This window comes from Pseudomonas sp. NFACC08-1, assembly GCF_900106735.1.
In the GTDB taxonomy this organism is placed as follows: domain Bacteria; phylum Pseudomonadota; class Gammaproteobacteria; order Pseudomonadales; family Pseudomonadaceae; genus Aquipseudomonas; species Aquipseudomonas fluorescens_Q.
The window spans coordinates 51,394-68,363 of the sequence record NZ_FNNL01000023.1 but is presented as its reverse complement, the minus strand read 5'-3'; the positions used below and the strand labels follow the sequence as shown (position 1 = coordinate 68,363).

Below are 16,970 nucleotides of genomic sequence, written 5' to 3'. Positions count from 1 at the left end.
TTCGGCTGATTCGCCAACCTGCTACCAAGTGTTTCAACCCAGTAAATTCCCGCCCCAAGCGCTCGTTTACCAGAACAGCCTCCCGTCCCTGCCCTGCCTGCGACGGACCCGATATCACCGGCCGGAACCCCGCATGAAACGTCCCCGCCCTACCCGACGCGCCTGGCTTCTCACCTTCGCCCTGCTTCCGGCCGTGGCCTTCGCCGCGTGGCAAGCGGTCGCGCCAAGCCGGGCGCCCCTGGTCACCGCGCCCGTCACCCGTGGCGATATCGAAAACAGCGTCACCGCCCTGGGCACCCTGCAACCGCGGCGTTATGTCGACGTCGGCGCCCAGGCGTCCGGGCAGATCCAAAAGATTCATGTGGAAGCCGGCGACGAGGTGCGCGAAGGCCAACTACTGGTTGAAATCGACCCTTCCACACAAAAGGCCCGGCTGGACGCCGGACGCTTCTCCATCGAGAACCTCAAGGCCCAGCTCCAGGAACAGCGCGCCCAGCACGACCTGGCGCAGCAGAAATTCCGCCGCCAGCAGCAACTCAAGGCCGGTGGCGCCACCCGCGAGGAAGACGTGCAGACCGCCCAGGCCGAAGTGCGGGCGACCCAGGCGCGCATCGACATGTTCCAGGCCCAGATCCGCCAGGCCCAGGCCAGCCTGCGCAGCGACGAGGCCGAGCTGGGCTACACGCGGATCTATGCGCCCATGAGCGGCACCGTGGTCGCCGTCGGTGCCCGGGAAGGCCAGACCCTCAATGCCCAGCAGCAAACCCCGCTGATCCTGCGCATCGCCCGGCTGTCGCCGATGACGGTCTGGGCCGAAGTCTCGGAGGCCGACATCGGCCACGTCAAGCCGGGCATGACCGCCTACTTCACCACCCTGGCCGGCGGCAGCCGGCGCTGGAGCAGCACCGTGCGCCAGATCCTCCCGGTGCCGCCACGCCCGCTGGAAGCCAGCCAGGGTGGCAGCCCCAGCGGTGGGCGCAGCGGCAGCGAACGAGTGGTGCTCTACACCGTGTTGCTCGACGTAGACAACGCCGACCGCAGCCTGATGACCGACATGACCGCCCAAGTGTTTTTCGTCGCGGCCCAGGCCCAGAACGTGCTGACCGTGCCCACCGCTGCGTTACAGGACAACGCCGGCCAGGTGCGGGTGCTGGCCGACAATGGCGATGTCCAGTCGCGGACCGTTCGCACCGGCGTTAGCGATCGACTGCGCATCCAGATCGTCGACGGCCTGAGCGAGGGCGAACAGGTGCTGATCGGACCGACCACCGGCAGCGGAGACTGAATGAACACGCCCCTGATCGAACTGCGGGACATTCGCAAGGCCTACGGCGGTGGCGACAGCCCTCGGGTGGAGGTGCTGCGCGGCATCGACTTGTCCATTCACGCTGGGGAGTTCCTGGCGATTGTCGGCGCGTCGGGCTCCGGCAAATCCACCTTGATGAACATCCTCGGCTGCCTCGACCGCCCCACCAGCGGCGAGTACCGTTTTGCCGGCGAAGACGTCGCCAATCTGGGCAGCGACGAGCTGGCCTGGCTACGGCGCGAAGCGTTCGGCTTCGTGTTCCAGGGCTATCACCTGATTCCTTCCGGCACCGCCCAGGAAAACGTCGAGATGCCGGCCATCTATGCCGGCACCTCGGCCACCGAGCGCCATGCCCGGGCCAGTGCCCTGCTGGAACGCCTGGGCCTGGCCAGCCGCACTGGCAACCGTCCGCATCAGTTGTCCGGCGGCCAGCAGCAACGGGTGTCGATCGCCCGAGCCTTGATGAACGGCGGCCACATCATCCTCGCCGACGAACCCACCGGCGCCCTCGACAGCCAGAGCGGTATCGAGGTCATGGCCTTGCTCGACGAACTGGCGAGCCAGGGCCACGTGGTGATCCTGATCACCCACGACCGCGAAGTGGCGGCCCGGGCCAAGCGCATCATCGAGATCCGCGATGGGCTGATCATCAGTGACAGCGCCGGCCCCGGGTCGGCCACGCCCCATGCCCATCCAAAGGCGTTGCAAGCCGTGGACCTGCGCCAGCGCCTGAGTGCCGGCAGCGAACACAACGGCGCCTGGAAAGGCGAGTTGCTCGACGCCGTGCAGGCCGCGTGGCGGGTGATGTGGATCAACCGTTTCCGCACCGCCCTGACCTTGCTCGGCATCATCATCGGCGTGGCCTCGGTGGTGGTGATGCTGGCCGTGGGCGAAGGCAGCAAGCGCCAGGTCATGGCCCAGATGGGCGCCTTCGGTTCCAACATCATCTACCTCAATGGCAGCGCACCCAGCCCGCGCGCGGCCAAGGGCATCATCAGCGAATATGACCTGGCCGCCCTCGCCGCCCTGCCCGAAGTGCAGCGGATCATGCCGGTCAACGGCGCCGACGCCAGCGTGCGTTTCGGCAACCTCGACCACACCAGCTACGTCGGCGGTAACGACACGAATTTCCCGATCATCTTCAATTGGCCGGTGGCCCAGGGCAGTTACTTCAGCGAGGCCGATGAGCGTAGCGCTGCCGCGGTGGCGGTGATCGGCTACCGGGTCCGGCAGAAACTGTTCAAGGACGTCGCCGACCCCGTCGGCCGCTACATCTTGATCGAGAACATGCCGTTCCAGGTGGTCGGCGTGCTGGCCGAAAAAGGCGCCAGCTCCGGGGATTCGGACGCCGACGACCGCGTCGCCGTGCCCTACTCCGCCGCCAGCGTGCGGCTGTTCGGCAGTCGTCATCCCGAGTACGTGGTGATCGCCGCCAAGGACGCGGGCAAGGTCAAGGAAGCCGAGCAAGCCATCTCCCGAACGCTGCTGCGCCTGCATGACGGCAAGCAGGATTTCGAACTGACCAACAACGCCGCGATGATCCAGGCCGAAGCCCGCACCCAGGGCACGCTGTCGCTGATGCTCGGCGCCATCGCGGCGATTTCGCTGTTGGTGGGCGGCATCGGCGTGATGAACATCATGCTCATGACCGTGCGCGAACGGACCCGGGAAATCGGCATCCGCATGGCCACCGGCGCTCGCCAGCGCGACATCCTGCGCCAGTTCCTCACCGAAGCGGTGATGCTCTCGGTGGTCGGCGGGCTGGCGGGCATCGGCCTGGCCCTGCTGGTGGGCGGTGCGTTGCTGCTGGGCAAGATCGCCGTGGCGTTCGAATGGCTGGCAGTGTTCGGCGCCTTCGGCTGCGCCCTGGTCACCGGCGTCGTCTTCGGTTTCATGCCGGCCCGCAAGGCCGCCCGCCTCGACCCGGTCGCGGCCCTCACCAGTGAATGAACCTCATCCCATGAAAGCGTCCCTGACCCTCCTGGCCGCCAGCCTGCTATTGGCGGCCTGCGCCAGCCCGTTGTCGCCTTCGGACAGCGGCATCCAGCCACCGCCGGCCTGGCAGCACCTCGACACGCCCAGCGCCCGAGCGGTAAACCTGCAATGGTGGACACGCTTCGGCAGCCCACAGTTGAACCGGCTGATCGAACAAGCGCGCCTGGACAGCCACGACCTCGCCGCCGCCATGGCCCGGGTTCGCCAAGCCCAGGCCAGCGCGGTGATCGCCGGCGCTCCACTGCTGCCGGAAATCCGGGCCGGGCTCAACGGCAATCGCCAAGAGTTGCTGCGGGGCAAGGGCTACAGCCAATTGGACGTGGATCAGGATAACCGCACCATTGATTACTACGACGCCAACCTCAGCGCCAGCTATGAGCTGGATTTCTGGGGCGGCAAACGGGCGGCCCGGGACAGTGCGCTGAGCACGCTCTCGGCCAGTCAGTTCGACCGGGCGACCGTGGAGTTGACCTTGCTCAGCGCGGTCGCCAACAGCTACACCCAGGCGTTGTCCCTGCGCGAACAGCAGCGCATCGCCGAACTGAATCTCGCCAACGCCGAAAGCGTGCTCGAGCTGGTGCAGACCCGCTACGACGCCGGCAGCGCCACGGCCCTGGAACTGTCCCAGCAAAAAAGCCTGGTGGCGGCGCAGCAACGCCGCTTGCCCCAAGTGCAGCAACAGGCCAAGGAAGCGCTGATTACCCTGGCGGCGCTGCTGGGGCAACCGGTGCAGGCGGTCAGGCTCGACGATGAACAGTTCGAACACCTGCAGTGGCCTTCCATCGACGCCGGGGTACCCAGCGACCTGCTCCGCCGCCGCCCGGACATCGCCGCCGCCGAAGCGCGCCTCACCGCCGCCCAGGCCGACATCACGGTGGCCCGCGCCGCCATGCTGCCCTCGGTGACCCTGGGCCTGAGCCTGGGCACTGGCGCCGACATCGCCGACCAGTTGCTGCGCAACAACTTCTACAACCTCACCGCCGGTTTGGCCGCGCCAATCTTCAACAACGGTCGCCTGCGGGCCGAACGGGACAAGGCCACTGCCCGCCAGGAGGAACTGTTGGAACTCTACCGCGCCGCCATCATCAACGGCTTCGCCGACGTCGAAAAAGCCCTGAACAGCATCAACGGCCTGGACCAGCAACGGCAATGGCAAACCGAAGAACTGCACCAGGCCCAGACCGCCTTCGACATCGCCCAGCGTCGCTACCAGGCCGGCGCCGAAGACCTCCTCACCGTGCTGGAAACCCAACGCACGCTGTACGCCGCCCAGGACATGAACGTGCAACTGAGGCTGGCGCGGGTGCAGGCGAGTGTGGCGTTGTACAGGGCGTTGGGTGGGGGTTGGCGGGTGATGTAAGCGTCGAATACACATTCAAGCCAAGTGACGCCCGTGGCGAGGGGATTTATCCCCGCTGGGTTGCGCAGCCCAGCATTATCACTAGATTGGCCACCGTTCAATATCGGGGTTACTGTCAAAGCATCCATTAGAGCAGTTAAGACACTAAGAAGTACGTATCCAAATCGATTTTCAAAAAACGACGTCCATCCGAGCCCGATGACTTGGATGGAACTCGTCTAGTACGCTAGCCAAGACATTTTACAATGTCACCACACCAAACCTCTCTAATCACCCGAGAGACTCACACCCCGTCAACTTTCAAAAACCACAACTGGATTCTCGTTGCAAATAACATCTATCCACTCCTCAGTAACAATTGCCAAATGAAAAATCGGATCATCTTTATAAATATCAAGCGAGTTGCCATTCAACCACGCTAAAAATTCCGAATTCTCGACTAAAAAGAATGAATTTTCGATTTCTTTTGGCACCAACGGTAACGAGGCAAGTCTCATACTTTCGTTTGTTATACGCATAGCGGTAGGAAGTTCAGGGAAGTCCAAATATAGACGTCTACCTGCCTCCCCCGCCTCTCTAAGGTGAATCCGCATACCACTCCCATATGTAATGCGCTCGAGAGTCACCCGACCGGAAGCAGGTAAGCCTGGTACGTTCCACGGTCGAAAAGTTTGTGTATTCATATCAGCATCCATTAGTCGTAACGTATCTTATCGCGACTCGCTTAGCATCCGGTCGCTATATTTCAATGGTTCGATCGTTCCCACGCTCCGCGTGGGAATGTCTCTACGGACGCTCTGCGTTCGGCTCTCTGGGACGCGGAGTGTCCCTGGCTGTATTCCCACGCGAAGTGGGAATGATCAGCAATGGTGCTCGGCTTGGGCTCTGTTTATCGGGCCATGTAGGACTCCCGAGCGAGGCTACGTCGCCTTGCGTCGTTGCCTACAACTGCGCCAGAGTCCGCCGGCTTGTGCGCTTGGCACCCCATCGATAACTTGCTTCCCGTCACAGCCCATCAGTGATCGGGTCTGCAAGCCCGACGAAATACCAGGCGCATAGCCACAAGCCAATCGACACACCCGTGTCGCTCAATGGCAGCTGTGTGCGGGAGACCTTCGGGTCTGCCGGGTTCCTGGTTTCCCGGTCTTGCAGACCCACGCATAGCTGCCACCCATCATCTGCAAGTGATGCCTGGCAGCGCCTCATAAATAACCAGGAGCTGCACAATGTTCAAGATCCCCCCAATCCCCCCGAAGACGAGTCCAAAAAACTCAACAAAGCCGCCGCGCTCTCGCCTTTTATCTCGATCCCAAACCTGAAACACCCAATCCGCCACCGGGCCAGTTGTTCACCGTAGCGGAAGGCGCGGACCTGGAATGCCTGCTAGCCAACCTCAGCGAAACCCTCGCCTCGGTCAATGTCATGGCCAACGAGCTGGCATTTGATTTGGAGGGCGCGCGACGGAGTTTTGCCCTGGGGATCCACCAGATGGTCGAGTTGAGTGAGCTGCTGGCAAACCGCGCCCTGGACATCTCCGCGCCGCGATAGAGGCCCGCGCCACAACCCTCAAGCCAAGTGGCACCCGTGGCGATGGAGTTTGCTCCGCTGGTCTACGAAGCGGTCCCAAGATTTTGCGGTTGCTGCGCAACCAGCGGGAGCAAGGCTGGTAATTGCCGTCAACAACACGCTGTTGCCAGCCAGACAAAATGGCCGAGCAGCTCATTTCTTCAATCGTCGGTGCCAGGCGCTGCCAGTGACCAAGGCACACAGCAGCGCAGGCTCCCCCCTCTGCTTGCACCCTCTAACTGGCGGGCTCTAAGTCAGATTCATGAATCTCCAGTGAGGATCCATCTTCAAACTCAATCGAGTAGACGGTACCAGGTGGAAATTTGTCAAAGTAGCTGCCCGGCCGGTCATCAAAGACGCCGACGATCCATGCTTGCTTACCTGGCCTGAGCGCCTCCGGTGCGTGCGCTACCACTTTTACCATGTCGTCGTAAGTGAACTTAGTCATATCAATGATAGATCGGAAGGTGAGGGTTACCATCGGGCGTTGCAACACCTAGCCGATGACCGTGTGGTTCCTGAGCACGAGGATCATTTTGATTCCTGTGTCCTCCTCTGTCCAAGCAATCACCGGCAGGATTAACACCCGGTCCGAGAACCTGCTGGTATTCGCAGCCAGGAGATCCCTCCACATACTCCCCAAGATTAACAGGAGTTGCATTTCCGTGTTCGTCAACAACTACAACGGGCTGATCCACAGGTCCTTTGTATGGATTTGTGTTGTCGCCTGTTTTCGCGCCGTCTCCGCTGTTCGTACTATCCTGCTCGTTGTGAACCCGCCTGCTGGACCAAGAGCTGGGATTACCTATGTCAGACCCTGAAGAACTCCCAAGGCTAAAACCATCACCCGATTTTCCACCGTTGCCATTAAGCATTGCGTCCACTGTCAGCGCGCTCGCCAGAGCAAGCAGCGCGTTAAAGTCAGGAGCCCGCCCGGCTGGGCGGGCTCCTCATTTAGGCAGTATCAGTTGTTTATTTTTTCATCCAGCCAGACGTCATTCGTAGGAGCGTGGAATCGGTAGCCGAACGGTAGCGCTAAAAACCTCACCAAGTCTGGTCGACTTACCGAGACATGCTGGGCATGAACCGTCTTCAGATTTTTTATATCCCCATCAAATCTGTCCGTGGTGAGCCACCACCCTGACATATGCTCGGGAGAGGGGTAGCGTACTCCTTCAGCAGGATCGCCTTCCTGGATGCCATCTGAGATCACAATCATCTGGTCGAACGTCGGTGCGGCGTAGTCCACGCCGGCCTTCTCACACACCGCATGCTGTTCGGCCCAGAGTCTCAGCGTGGTACTGATGCCTTGTACATAAACCCCAGTTATCGGTGACTGCTCAAAAAACACCAACTCTCGTTTGTCGTTCAGATGCATCTTCGTGACCCAACATCCATACTCCAAGGTTTCATCTGGAGCGACCCTATAACCCGCCTCAACATAGCGAACGACGAGGTCGATGAAGTCGATGGCACCTTCTTTCAGACCAGCGTCATCGACCATGACGCTGACCTCATAGTCAAACCGCTCCGCAAGTCCCTCGGTTTTCAATGTCAGACCCGAGCCTGCTTCGATACTGCTGATTTTCATTGATTACACTCGTAGCACCATGCACTTGACCCCCCTGGATACAACTGCAGCCCAGACAGTGCGGGTAAAGTCGCTGCTCACCCCCAGCCGGGTTCAGCCCATGGCCGGTTGATAATCAGGTATGTAGTTGCCGCTTTTAGTGCCTGGATCAGTTTTGCGCAAGTATGACAGGCGTGTTAATTTTTCATTCAATTCTCAAAAGTTTTGTCATGTAGCTTTATCGCCTCTTCTAGAGAGGGCCGCCATTGGCAGCGAGATAAAGGACTCTCCTCCATAAAAAGCCCTATCGTATTTCTCAGGGCATTTAACTGATACTCATGCGCCAAAGGCAGACGGAAGAATTCAACATTTTGAACGCAATACTCGCCACTATTTAAATTTTCGAAGCAAAAATAAATAGCAAGAGTATGTGAATCCATGGCTTTCCATACTTCATGAGATCTTAACATTTCTCCTCCATTAATCTGTTGGGCCCCACTTACCGCTAGCAACCGATCGATTAGTATCTGCACGATTGCTTAAGCTGCGATACAGTATTCCCTCTACTACCAGCAATTACCACTTTATTCCTCTTGACGTTAATATTGCGTCCCGTACCGTTATCAACATAGTGACGCCCTCCTTCAACATTCCTATTAGATCAGTAATGGTGCTCGGCTCTGGCTCTGTTTATCCGGCCATGTAGGACTCCCGAGCGAGGCTACGCTGCCTTGCGCCATTGCCTACAACTGCGCCAGAATCCGCCGGCTTGTGCGCTTGGCTCGTGGCTTTTACTGTTTCCGGGTCGCTGATTTCAGCGATCGGGTTTGGTAGCCCGCGAGTTAACTAGGCGCAAGCGCCACCTCCTGCAGATGCTCTCTCGGTGTCTGTTTCATGGTGGCCGTGCGCAGGGCGTCTTCGGGCGCGCCGGGTTCCTAGTGCTCCGGTCTACCAACCCGCGTACGGCCGCCACCTCATCGTTTGGTAGCGATAGTGTCGGCTCCTGAAACTAATACTAGGAGCTACACCATGTTCAAGATCACCCCCAATCCCCCCGCAGACGATTCGAAAAAACTCAACGAAGCCGCCCACCGCGCCCTCGCCTTTTACCTCGATCCCAAGCCTGAAAACCCAATCCGCCACCGGGCCAGTTGTTCACTGTTGCGGAAGGCGCGGACATGGAATGTCTATTGGCCAACCTCAGCGAAACCCTCGCTTCGGTCAACGTCATGGCAAGCGAGCAGGCCTTTGAACTGGAAGGCTCGCGGCGCCATTTTGCGCTGGGCATCCAGCAAATGATCGAGTTGGCAGAACTGCTGGCGAACCGCGCCCGGGACATCGCCGCGCCGCGCTAAACGCACTCAAGCCAAGTGACACCTGTGGCGAGGGAGCTTGCTCCCGCTGGGCTGCGCAGCAGCCCCAATGACCGGCACCTCGGTGGGTCAGATATTTTTGAGGGGGCTGGTTTGGGGGCTGCTTCGCAGCCCAGCGGGAGCAAGCTCCCTCGCCACAACAGCGTTCGCTTCAGTTTTTTGGGAGGGCGGGGTTTACACCGGCTTGCTCTTGAGATTGCGCGCATACCACGGCCGTTGCGGCACGCGACGGAACAGTTCGGAGAGTTTTTTGTCGTCACTGCCGAAGGTAATGCGCAGGGCCAGTTTCATGGTTTCCGGGTCCATTTCCACCGAGCGTCCGGCCTGCAGCCCCGGCGTGGCGTTGCAACCGTGGGTGTCCGGGCCCAGCCAGGGGTCGGCGATTTCGACCCAGCGGCCGGGGGCGAACCAAGGTACGCCGCTGACTTCGAGCCGGCTCACTTCCCCCGGGTGGAAACGTTCGTGGGCACGGAACCAGTCTTCGAGGCGGTCGTCGATCCAGCCGTGGAAGGCCCAGAACACCGGATTGACATGGGAAGAGAACGGATCACCGAGGAAGTCGTTTTCCGGCGCGTACCAGCGCTGGGCGAAGTCGTCCGGGTCACGAGCGAACGGCACCGGGTGGCCGTTGGACGGGTCACGCGGCACCGAGGCCCAGCGCATGTGCAGCCAGTCGTGCAGGCCCAGTTCCACTTCTGAGCCGAACTGGCCCAGGGTCAGTTTCGCCAGGTAGCGCGGGTCGCGGTAGCGCGATTCCCAGACCTGGAAATTGCTGTGGTAGGTCTCGGCGGTCTTGATGTCGCTGACCCATTGCGCGTATTGATCGTCGCCGTCAGCCAGCCAGGTCGGCGGCAAGGCCGTGCCGTCGTGGTTATCGAAATAGCGGGCGAAGCCAAGGCGATCGCGCTCCAGTTCCGGTTGCGGCAAGGGGAAGCGTGGCCACGACGGCAACGCCTGGAACGAACGCGCCGTGCCCAGCATGTGCCGGTGCATGAAGAAGAAGTCGATGCCCGAGCCGTTGCGATCCTTGCGCGGGCCGCGGGCGTCGCGCTCCTGATCTCGTGGGCCGGGCTGCCAACCGATGCCGCGCAGGGCGTTACGCTTGTCTTCGTCCAGGGTGTGCCATTTGTCCCGCGAAGCGTGCCAGAGCTGGTGGAACAGCCGATGTTCTGGCGACACCAGCCAAGCCAACAGCGCCGGGCTCAGCGGTGTACGTTCGCGGGCTTCGGGGAATGGTTGCTTGCGGGCGATGAACTGATTGTCGAGTTCCAGCAGGCCCAGCGGACGATCCAACCGCAACACACGACCGCTGAGCGTCGCGGAGCCGGCATTGCCGAAGCCGGCCCAGACTTCGTCCAGGGTCATGGTGAATTCATAGTCCGGCGCGCCGCCCGGGGCCTGGGCGCCGATCAGTCGCCAGCTCAGTTGCTTCGGATCGGCGTCGGCCAGATCGCCCAACACCCGATAACGTGGCTCATCCCCGGCGCGCAGCCGCTCGGCGGTGTCAAGGCACCCCACCAGGCCACGGCCCTTGTGGCCGATATCGAGGAACACCTGGAGACCGTCCTGGGGCAAGCCATCGAGGCCAGCGTCGCGACCGGTGAAGCGGATCGTCCAGATGCCCCGCAACGTATCGGCCCGACGCTGGCCCGCCATGTCGGCCACATCGAACGAGGCCTCGCCGGGGGTGATGGTCGGGTCCGGTCGGGTCAGTTCGCGATGCCCGTAATACACCGCAGGCACGGCGGCACCGGTCAGCGCCAGGCCTGCCATGAACCATCGTCGAGAAATCGTCATTGCCTTACCTGTGTCCAGCCCTGGAACGGGCTTTATCCAAGCTAGAACGATGGGTGGGCCAACAAATTTATAGAGGCCCTCGAAGCCGCCTAAATTTCCCCACCGATCACTCGTTCTCCCCAGATAGCAAAGGCCCCCGCGCCTGTCCTTCCAAGGCGAACCTGACTGAGATCGGCAATGACAACACGACGTTCGAAAAAGGCTCTTTTCATCGGCCTGCCATTGGCCCTGGCGCTGGCCGTCGGTGGCGGTCTGGCAGCCTGGGACCACTGGTGGCGGGACAATCCCGGCTACCCGGTCAAGGTGATGAAAGAAGCCCGGGAACTGCACGAACGCCTGCTGTCCTTTGACAGCCACATCACCGTGCCGCTGGATTTCGGCACTGCTGGTAACGAAGCCGACAAGGACGGCAACGGTCAGTTCGACCTGGTCAAAGCCAACCGCGGGCAGCTGTCCGGCGCGGCCCTGACGGTGTTCGGCTGGCCCGAGCTGTGGAACGGTGACAACGCGCCGCACAAGCCTACTGCCGGTTTCGTCGAGGAAGCGCGCAACCAACAGGAAGTGCGCTACAAGATCATCACCGGCCTGGTCCGGGACTTTCCCAACCAGGTCGCCATTGCCTACACCCCGGATGATTTCCGCCGCCTGCACGGCGAAGGCAAGTTCGCGATTTTCATCAGCATGCTCAACGCCTATCCCCTGGGCCACGACCTGAGCCTGCTGGACCTGTGGACGGCGCGGGGCATGCGCATGTTCGGCTTCAGCTACATCGGCAATAACGACTGGGCCGACTCCTCGCGTCCGCTGCCGTTCTTCAACGATTCCCCCGACGCCCTCGGCGGCCTGTCGGACATCGGCAAGCAAGCGGTGTCGCGCCTGAACGACCTGGGCGTGATCATCGACGTGTCGCAGATGTCGACCCTGGCCCTGGAGCAAGTCGCGCAACTGAGCCGCACGCCGCTGGTGGCTTCCCATTCGGCGCCACGGGCGATGGTGGACATCCCGCGCAACCTCAGCGACAAGGAAATGCAACTGATCAAGGCCAGCGGCGGCGTGGTGCAGATCGTCGGCTTCTCCCAATACCTGCGCCCCCTGACACAAAAAACCCAGGACAAACTCAACGCCTTGCGCGAGCGTTTTGGTCTGCAACCGCTGCCCAACCTGGCGATGGCACTGATGCCCGGCGACCCCATCATCGCCGCCTGGCCCGAGCAGAAGTTCGGCCAGTACGCCAGCCAGCTCTACGCCATCCTGGAAGAAGAACCCAAGGCCAGCCTCAAGGACCTGGGGGACGCCATCGACTACACCGTGCGCAAGATCGGCATCGACCACGTCGGCATCAGCTCCGACTTCAATGAAGGCGGCGGCGTCAAAGGCTGGGAAAACGTCGGCGACATCCGCAACGTCACCGCCGAACTGCTGACCCGCGGCTACTCCGAAGCCGACATCGCCAAACTGTGGGGCGGCAATTTCCTGCGGGTCTGGGATCAGGTCCAGAAAGCCGCACGCCCCGCCATCGCCTCGACCCAGAAGACCGTCCAGCCATGAATGAACGTCGCACCTTCCTGAAGCAGGCCGGGATCCTCGCCGCCGGCCTGCCCCTGGCCACCAGCCTGTCCGCCACGGCCAGTGCCGATCCTCTGCCGCCGCTGCCCAAGAATAAATGGGCACAACTGCGCTCGCTGTTCGACCAGGACCCGGACTACCTGCACTTCTCCAATTTCCTGGTCACCACTCACCCGCGCCCGGTGCGCGAGGCCATCGAAAAGCACCGCGCGGCCCTGGATAAAAACCCGGGGCTGTTGATGGACTGGGACCTGGGCGTCACCGAAGAGCGTGAGGAAAACGTGCGCATCTGGGCCGGCCGTTACCTGCAAGCAAGCTCGAAGCAAATCGCCCTCACCGGCAGCACCACCGAGGGCCTGGCGATGATCTACGGCGGCGTCCATGTGGCGGCCGACCAGGAAATCCTCACCACCGCCCACGAACACTACGCCACCCACACCATTCTCGACCTGCGCACCCAACGCAGCGGCACCCGGGTGCGCAAGATCAAGCTGTTCGACAACGCCCACGACGCCAGTCACGAACAAATCCTCATAGCCATCGACCGCAACATCCGCCCGGAGACGCGGGTGCTGGGCATGACCTGGGTGCATTCGGGCAGCGGCGTGAAGCTGCCGATCGACAAGATCGGCGCCCTGGTGGACAAGCACAACCAGGGCCGCAGCGACGAGCAGCGGATCATTTATGTGGTGGATGGCGTGCACGGTTTCGGCGTCGAAGACCTCAGTTTCCCCAAGATGAATTGCGACTTTTTCATCGCCGGGACCCACAAGTGGATGTTCGGCCCGCGCGGCACGGGCCTGGTGTGCAGCCGCAGCGAAGAGCTCAAGTACGTCACGCCGATCATCCCGACCTTCTCCGAAGCCACGGCGTTTTCCACCACCATGACGCCGGGCGGCTACCACGCCTTCGAGCATCGCTGGGCGGCGGACGAAGCGTTCAAGCTGCACTTGCAACTGGGCAAGGCCGAGGTGCAGGCGCGCATTCATACCCTCAACAGCTACTTGAAAAAACAGCTGGTGGCACTGCCGCAAATCGAGCTGGTCACGCCGCTGAGCCCGGACCTGTCCGCCGGTTTCACCTTCTTCCGGGTCAAAGGCCGCGAGAGCGACGAGGTGGCCGCCTACCTGATGAAGAACCGAGTGATTGCCGACGCCGTGCATCGCGACGCAGGACCGGTAATCCGCACCGCGCCGGGGTTGCTCAACAGCGAAGCCGAGATCGATCGCTTCATGGGCTTGTTGGACAAGACACTCTGAACCTGACTTATCGAGAGAGACGGATGAACAGTTTTTCGTTGAAGCTACTCCCGGCATTGACCCTCGCCGCCCTGCTGCCCTCCGGCGCCCAGGCCTCGCAACCGGGTCAGGTCTTTCGCGACTGCAAGGACTGCCCGGAAATGGTCGTGCTGCCCACCGGCACCTTCCAGATGGGTACCCCGGAAGATGAAGTGGGCCGCGAACCCGACGAAGGTCCGATGCACCCGGTGACGTTTGCCAAGCCCCTGGCGATCAGCCGCTTCCAGGTGCTCAAGGGCGAATGGTTCGCCTACCTGCGCGACACCGGCTACACGATGCCCGACGGCGACAAGCGTCCCGGTCGCGCCTGCAAGGCCGGCATCCCGGATTACCAGGGCAGCGACCCACGCAAGCAATACACCGACCGACACCCGGCGGTGTGCATGGACTTCGCCGAGGCCAACGCTTACGTGGCCTGGCTGTCGAAAAAAACCGGCAAACAGTACCGACTGGTCAGCGAATCCCTGCGCGAGTACGCAGCGCGCGGCGGCAGCGCCGGCCCGTTCCCCTTTCCGTTCGATGCAGGCAAGGAATACAGCATCGCCCAACATGCCAACACCTACGGCGCGGCCGACGGCTACAACTTCACCGCACCGGCCGGCAGCTACGCGCCCAATGCCTTCGGCGTCTACGACATGCACGGCAACGTCTACGAGTGGACGGCCGATTGCTATAACGACAGCTACGTCGGCGCACCGAGCGATGGCAGCGCCTGGCTGACCGGCAAGTGCGAGTTCAAGCGCATCCGTGGCAACGACTGGGGCGAAGCACCGGTGTTCTCCCGCTCGGGCAACCGCAACGCGCTGGTGCCCAGCGATCGCGGCGACTGGATTGGTTTTCGGGTGGCGCGGGATATGTAATCAACTGCCCGCCTGAAGACCCGCTTTTGTGGCGAGGGAGCTTGCTCCCGCTGGGCTGCGTAGCGGCCCCAGATTTTGCGGTCGCTGCGCAACCGAGCGGGAGCAAGCTCCCTCGCCACAATAATGTGTGTCAGACGATTCCTCGTTAAATCCCCTGCCACAAAAGTGCGAGTTCAAGCGTATCCGTGGCAATGACTGGGGCGAAGCCCCGGTGTTCTCCCGCTCCGGCAACCGCAACGCATTGGTGCCCAGCGATCGGGGGGACTGGATTGGTTTTCGGGTGGCGCGGGATTTGTAATCAACTGCCCGCCTGAAGATCCGCTTTTGTGGCGAGGGAGCTTGCTCCCGCTGGGCTGCGCAGCAGTCCTGAAACCGGCTGCCGCTATTTGTCTGGCTCACCGCGTGAGGGCTTTTGGGGCTGCTGCGCAGCCCAGCGGGAGCAAGCTCCCTCGCCACAATAATGTGTGTCAGGCGATTCCTCGTTAAATCCCCTCCCCTACCAATCGTTCTACAGGTGGGCGCGCCCCAACCGGCGTGCCGCCGTCCTCCAGCCCATGCGGTGAATGCCCGCGCTGGCCTTCGCCCTTTCATCAAGCAGGGAAACCTCCATGAGCCAACCAACCCGCGGGGTGATCAATGAAATGTTCAGCCTGCTCAAACCCTTCCGGCTGATTGTCGTAGGTTCCATTCTCTTGGGCATGCTGGGCGGCCTGAGCATCACCGCCCTGCTGGCGACCATCAACGACGCCCTGAACGCCGCCACAACGCCCACGCCCCGGCTGCTGGCGACGTTCGCCGGGCTTTGCGCGGCGGCGCTGCTGGCCTCGATTCTGTCGGACATCGGCACCAACCATGTCGGCCAGAACATCATCGCCGAGCTGCGTAAGTCCCTGGGCAAGAAAGTCCTGCTGGCGCCCATCGAACAGATCGAACGCTATCGCAGCCATCGGCTCATTCCAGTCTTGACCCACGACGTCAACACCGTCAGCGACTTCGCGTTTTCCTTCGCGCCGCTGGCCATCGCCTTCACGGTCACCCTCGGTTGCCTGGGTTACCTGGCCTACTTGTCACTGCCGATGTTTTTCCTGCTGCTGGTGGCGCTGGTGATCGGCACGGTCGTGCAATACCTGGCGCGTGCCCGTGGCATCCGCGGTTTCGAAGCGGCCCGTGAGGCCGAGGATGCGCTGCAGAAACACTACGGCGCCATCGCCGCCGGGGCCAAGGAACTGCGCATTCATCGCCCGCGCCGCCAGCGCATGTTCAGCCAGCGCATCGAAGCGACCGCCGACTACATCTGCGCGACCAACATCCGCTCGGTCAACACGTTCGTGGTGGCCAAGACCTTCGGCTCGATGCTGTTTTTTGTGGTCATTGGCCTGGTCCTGGCCCTGCAATCACTGTGGCTGGGCATCGATAAAACCGTGCTCAGCGGCTTCGTGCTGGTGCTGTTGTACATGAAGGGCCCGCTGGAATACCTGGTGATGACCTTGCCGGTGATCAGCCGGGCGAACATCGCCTTCAAGCGCATTGCCGAACTGGCCGAGCAATTCTCCTCACCCGAGCCGCACCTGCTGCTCAACGACAAGCACCTGCGCAAGCCCACGATCCAACAGCTGGAACTGCGTGATGTGCACTACGCCTTCCCGGTGGTCGAAGGCAGCCAACCCTTCGCCCTGGGACCGGTCAACCTGTCCATCGCCCAAGGTGACATCGTGTTCATCGTCGGCGAAAACGGTGGAGGCAAGACCACGCTGATCAAGCTGCTGCTGGGCCTCTATTTCCCCCAGGGTGGTGAAATTCTTCTCGACGGCGCGCCGGTAGGCGCCGCTCAACGGGACGATTATCGCCAGTTGTTCACCACGATTTTTGCCGATTACTACCTGTTCGATGAGCTGGTCCAGGGCGATCAACAGGTGCCCAAGGACGCCAACCGCTACCTGGAGCGCCTGGAAATCGCCCACAAGGTCAGTATCCGCGACGGTGCCTTCAGCACCACCGACCTGTCCACCGGCCAGCGCAAACGCCTGGCGTTGCTCAATGCCTGGCTCGAGGAGCGTCCCGTGCTGGTGTTCGACGAATGGGCCGCCGACCAGGATCCGCTGTTCCGGCGGGTGTTCTATACCGAACTGCTGCCGGAACTGAAGGCGCTGGGCAAAACCATCATCGTCATTTCCCACGACGACCGCTATTTCGACATCGCCGATCAACTGGTCCGGATGCAGGCCGGTCAGGTGGTCAGTGAAAAAGCTCCGGCGGCGTTTGCCTGAACCCGCCCGACG

At 61.8% G+C, this 16,970-nt stretch carries 12 protein-coding genes and 3 pseudogenes; 10 read left to right on the top strand and 5 right to left on the bottom strand.

Translation table 11 applies throughout. From position 1 onward, the window contains the following. Positions 1-133: 133 nt before the first annotated feature. From BLU76_RS29185 to BLU76_RS29175, 3 genes are read left to right on the top strand one after another with little or no spacing between them, the layout of a single operon-like run. The gene (locus tag BLU76_RS29185; RefSeq protein ID WP_092150390.1) at positions 134-1,285 is read left to right on the top strand and encodes an efflux RND transporter periplasmic adaptor subunit; all 1,152 of its coding nucleotides are present in this window, start codon (positions 134-136) and stop codon (positions 1,283-1,285) included. Next, positions 1,286-3,256 carry a MacB family efflux pump subunit gene (locus BLU76_RS29180; RefSeq protein WP_092225588.1) on the top strand — a complete coding sequence of 657 codons (1,971 nt, stop codon included), beginning with the start codon at positions 1,286-1,288 and terminating at the stop codon, positions 3,254-3,256. 10 nt (positions 3,257-3,266) lie between these two features. After that, entirely contained in the window at positions 3,267-4,661 is a 1,395-nt protein-coding gene (locus BLU76_RS29175; protein WP_092225586.1) for an efflux transporter outer membrane subunit, read from the top strand. Positions 4,662-4,954: 293 nt separating this feature from the next. Here BLU76_RS29175 and BLU76_RS31385 read toward each other — a convergent pair whose 3' ends face one another. After that, the gene (locus tag BLU76_RS31385) at positions 4,955-5,344 is read right to left on the bottom strand and encodes a hypothetical protein (protein WP_139211690.1); all 390 of its coding nucleotides are present in this window, start codon (positions 5,342-5,344) and stop codon (positions 4,955-4,957) included. Positions 5,345-6,005: 661 nt separating this feature from the next. Here BLU76_RS31385 and BLU76_RS32105 point away from each other — a divergent pair. After that, positions 6,006-6,209 (top strand): DUF6124 family protein, encoded by a 204-nt coding sequence (locus BLU76_RS32105; RefSeq protein ID WP_092225584.1) that lies wholly within the window; start codon positions 6,006-6,008, stop codon positions 6,207-6,209. Positions 6,210-6,270: 61 nt separating this feature from the next. On the opposite strand, the pseudogene BLU76_RS32470 reads toward BLU76_RS32105, so the two are convergent. The 3 genes and pseudogenes from BLU76_RS32470 to BLU76_RS31380 all read right to left on the bottom strand — a co-directional run. Next, a pseudogene (locus tag BLU76_RS32470) lies at positions 6,271-6,449 on the bottom strand (IS4 family transposase); the annotation flags it as partial. Between the two features lie 742 nt (positions 6,450-7,191). Next, complete coding sequence (locus BLU76_RS29160; RefSeq protein ID WP_063320273.1) at positions 7,192-7,818, bottom strand: immunity protein Imm33 domain-containing protein; 627 nt, start codon at positions 7,816-7,818, stop codon at positions 7,192-7,194. Positions 7,819-8,006: 188 nt separating this feature from the next. Then, positions 8,007-8,267 (bottom strand): hypothetical protein, encoded by a 261-nt coding sequence (locus tag BLU76_RS31380; RefSeq protein ID WP_139211689.1) that lies wholly within the window; start codon positions 8,265-8,267, stop codon positions 8,007-8,009. Between the two features lie 559 nt (positions 8,268-8,826). On the opposite strand from BLU76_RS31380, the pseudogene BLU76_RS29155 reads away from it, so the two are divergent. Next, positions 8,827-9,152 (top strand): annotated as a pseudogene (locus BLU76_RS29155) (DUF6124 family protein). Positions 9,153-9,344: 192 nt separating this feature from the next. Here the strand turns inward: BLU76_RS29155 and BLU76_RS29150 are convergent. Further along, positions 9,345-10,967 carry a pyoverdine maturation tyrosinase PvdP gene (locus BLU76_RS29150; protein ID WP_170867340.1) on the bottom strand — a complete coding sequence of 541 codons (1,623 nt, stop codon included), beginning with the start codon at positions 10,965-10,967 and terminating at the stop codon, positions 9,345-9,347. A 177-nt stretch (positions 10,968-11,144) separates the two neighbouring features. On the opposite strand from BLU76_RS29150, the gene pvdM reads away from it, so the two are divergent. The 5 genes and pseudogenes from pvdM (at position 11,145) to BLU76_RS29130 (ending at position 16,958) form a co-directional block, all read left to right on the top strand. Then, entirely contained in the window at positions 11,145-12,515 is a 1,371-nt protein-coding gene (pvdM, locus tag BLU76_RS29145; RefSeq protein ID WP_092150376.1) for a pyoverdine-tailoring dipeptidase-like protein PvdM, read from the top strand. Further along, positions 12,512-13,792, top strand: coding sequence for a pyoverdine-tailoring periplasmic protein PvdN (locus BLU76_RS29140; RefSeq protein ID WP_092150373.1), 1,281 nt, complete (start codon positions 12,512-12,514; stop codon positions 13,790-13,792). Before pvdM ends, BLU76_RS29140 begins: the two co-directional genes overlap by 4 nt. A gap of 23 nt (positions 13,793-13,815) precedes the next feature. Continuing rightward, positions 13,816-14,691: a dihydropyoverdine dehydrogenase gene (locus BLU76_RS29135; protein WP_092150370.1), complete on the top strand. Its 876-nt coding sequence runs from the start codon at positions 13,816-13,818 to the stop codon at positions 14,689-14,691. A 160-nt stretch (positions 14,692-14,851) separates the two neighbouring features. After that, positions 14,852-14,989: pseudogene (locus tag BLU76_RS31375) on the top strand (formylglycine-generating enzyme family protein); the annotation flags it as partial. 310 nt (positions 14,990-15,299) lie between these two features. After that, on the top strand, positions 15,300-16,958 hold the full coding sequence (locus BLU76_RS29130; RefSeq protein ID WP_063320267.1) for a cyclic peptide export ABC transporter: 1,659 nt from the start codon (positions 15,300-15,302) through the stop codon (positions 16,956-16,958). The last annotated feature ends 12 nt before the right edge of the window (positions 16,959-16,970 follow it).

Coding starts and splice junctions, on each gene's coding strand:
- BLU76_RS29150 (WP_170867340.1), bottom strand. CDS start 10,967: ATGACGATTTCTCGACGATGGTTCATGGCAGGCCTGGCGCTGACCGGT.
- pvdM (WP_092150376.1), top strand. CDS start 11,145: ATGACAACACGACGTTCGAAAAAGGCTCTTTTCATCGGCCTGCCATTG.
- BLU76_RS31380 (WP_139211689.1), bottom strand. CDS start 8,267: ATGTTAAGATCTCATGAAGTATGGAAAGCCATGGATTCACATACTCTT.
- BLU76_RS29180 (WP_092225588.1), top strand. CDS start 1,286: ATGAACACGCCCCTGATCGAACTGCGGGACATTCGCAAGGCCTACGGC.
- BLU76_RS29175 (WP_092225586.1), top strand. CDS start 3,267: ATGAAAGCGTCCCTGACCCTCCTGGCCGCCAGCCTGCTATTGGCGGCC.
- BLU76_RS29135 (WP_092150370.1), top strand. CDS start 13,816: ATGAACAGTTTTTCGTTGAAGCTACTCCCGGCATTGACCCTCGCCGCC.
- BLU76_RS29185 (WP_092150390.1), top strand. CDS start 134: ATGAAACGTCCCCGCCCTACCCGACGCGCCTGGCTTCTCACCTTCGCC.
- BLU76_RS29140 (WP_092150373.1), top strand. CDS start 12,512: ATGAATGAACGTCGCACCTTCCTGAAGCAGGCCGGGATCCTCGCCGCC.
- BLU76_RS31385 (WP_139211690.1), bottom strand. CDS start 5,344: ATGAATACACAAACTTTTCGACCGTGGAACGTACCAGGCTTACCTGCT.
- BLU76_RS29160 (WP_063320273.1), bottom strand. CDS start 7,818: ATGAAAATCAGCAGTATCGAAGCAGGCTCGGGTCTGACATTGAAAACC.
- BLU76_RS29130 (WP_063320267.1), top strand. CDS start 15,300: ATGAGCCAACCAACCCGCGGGGTGATCAATGAAATGTTCAGCCTGCTC.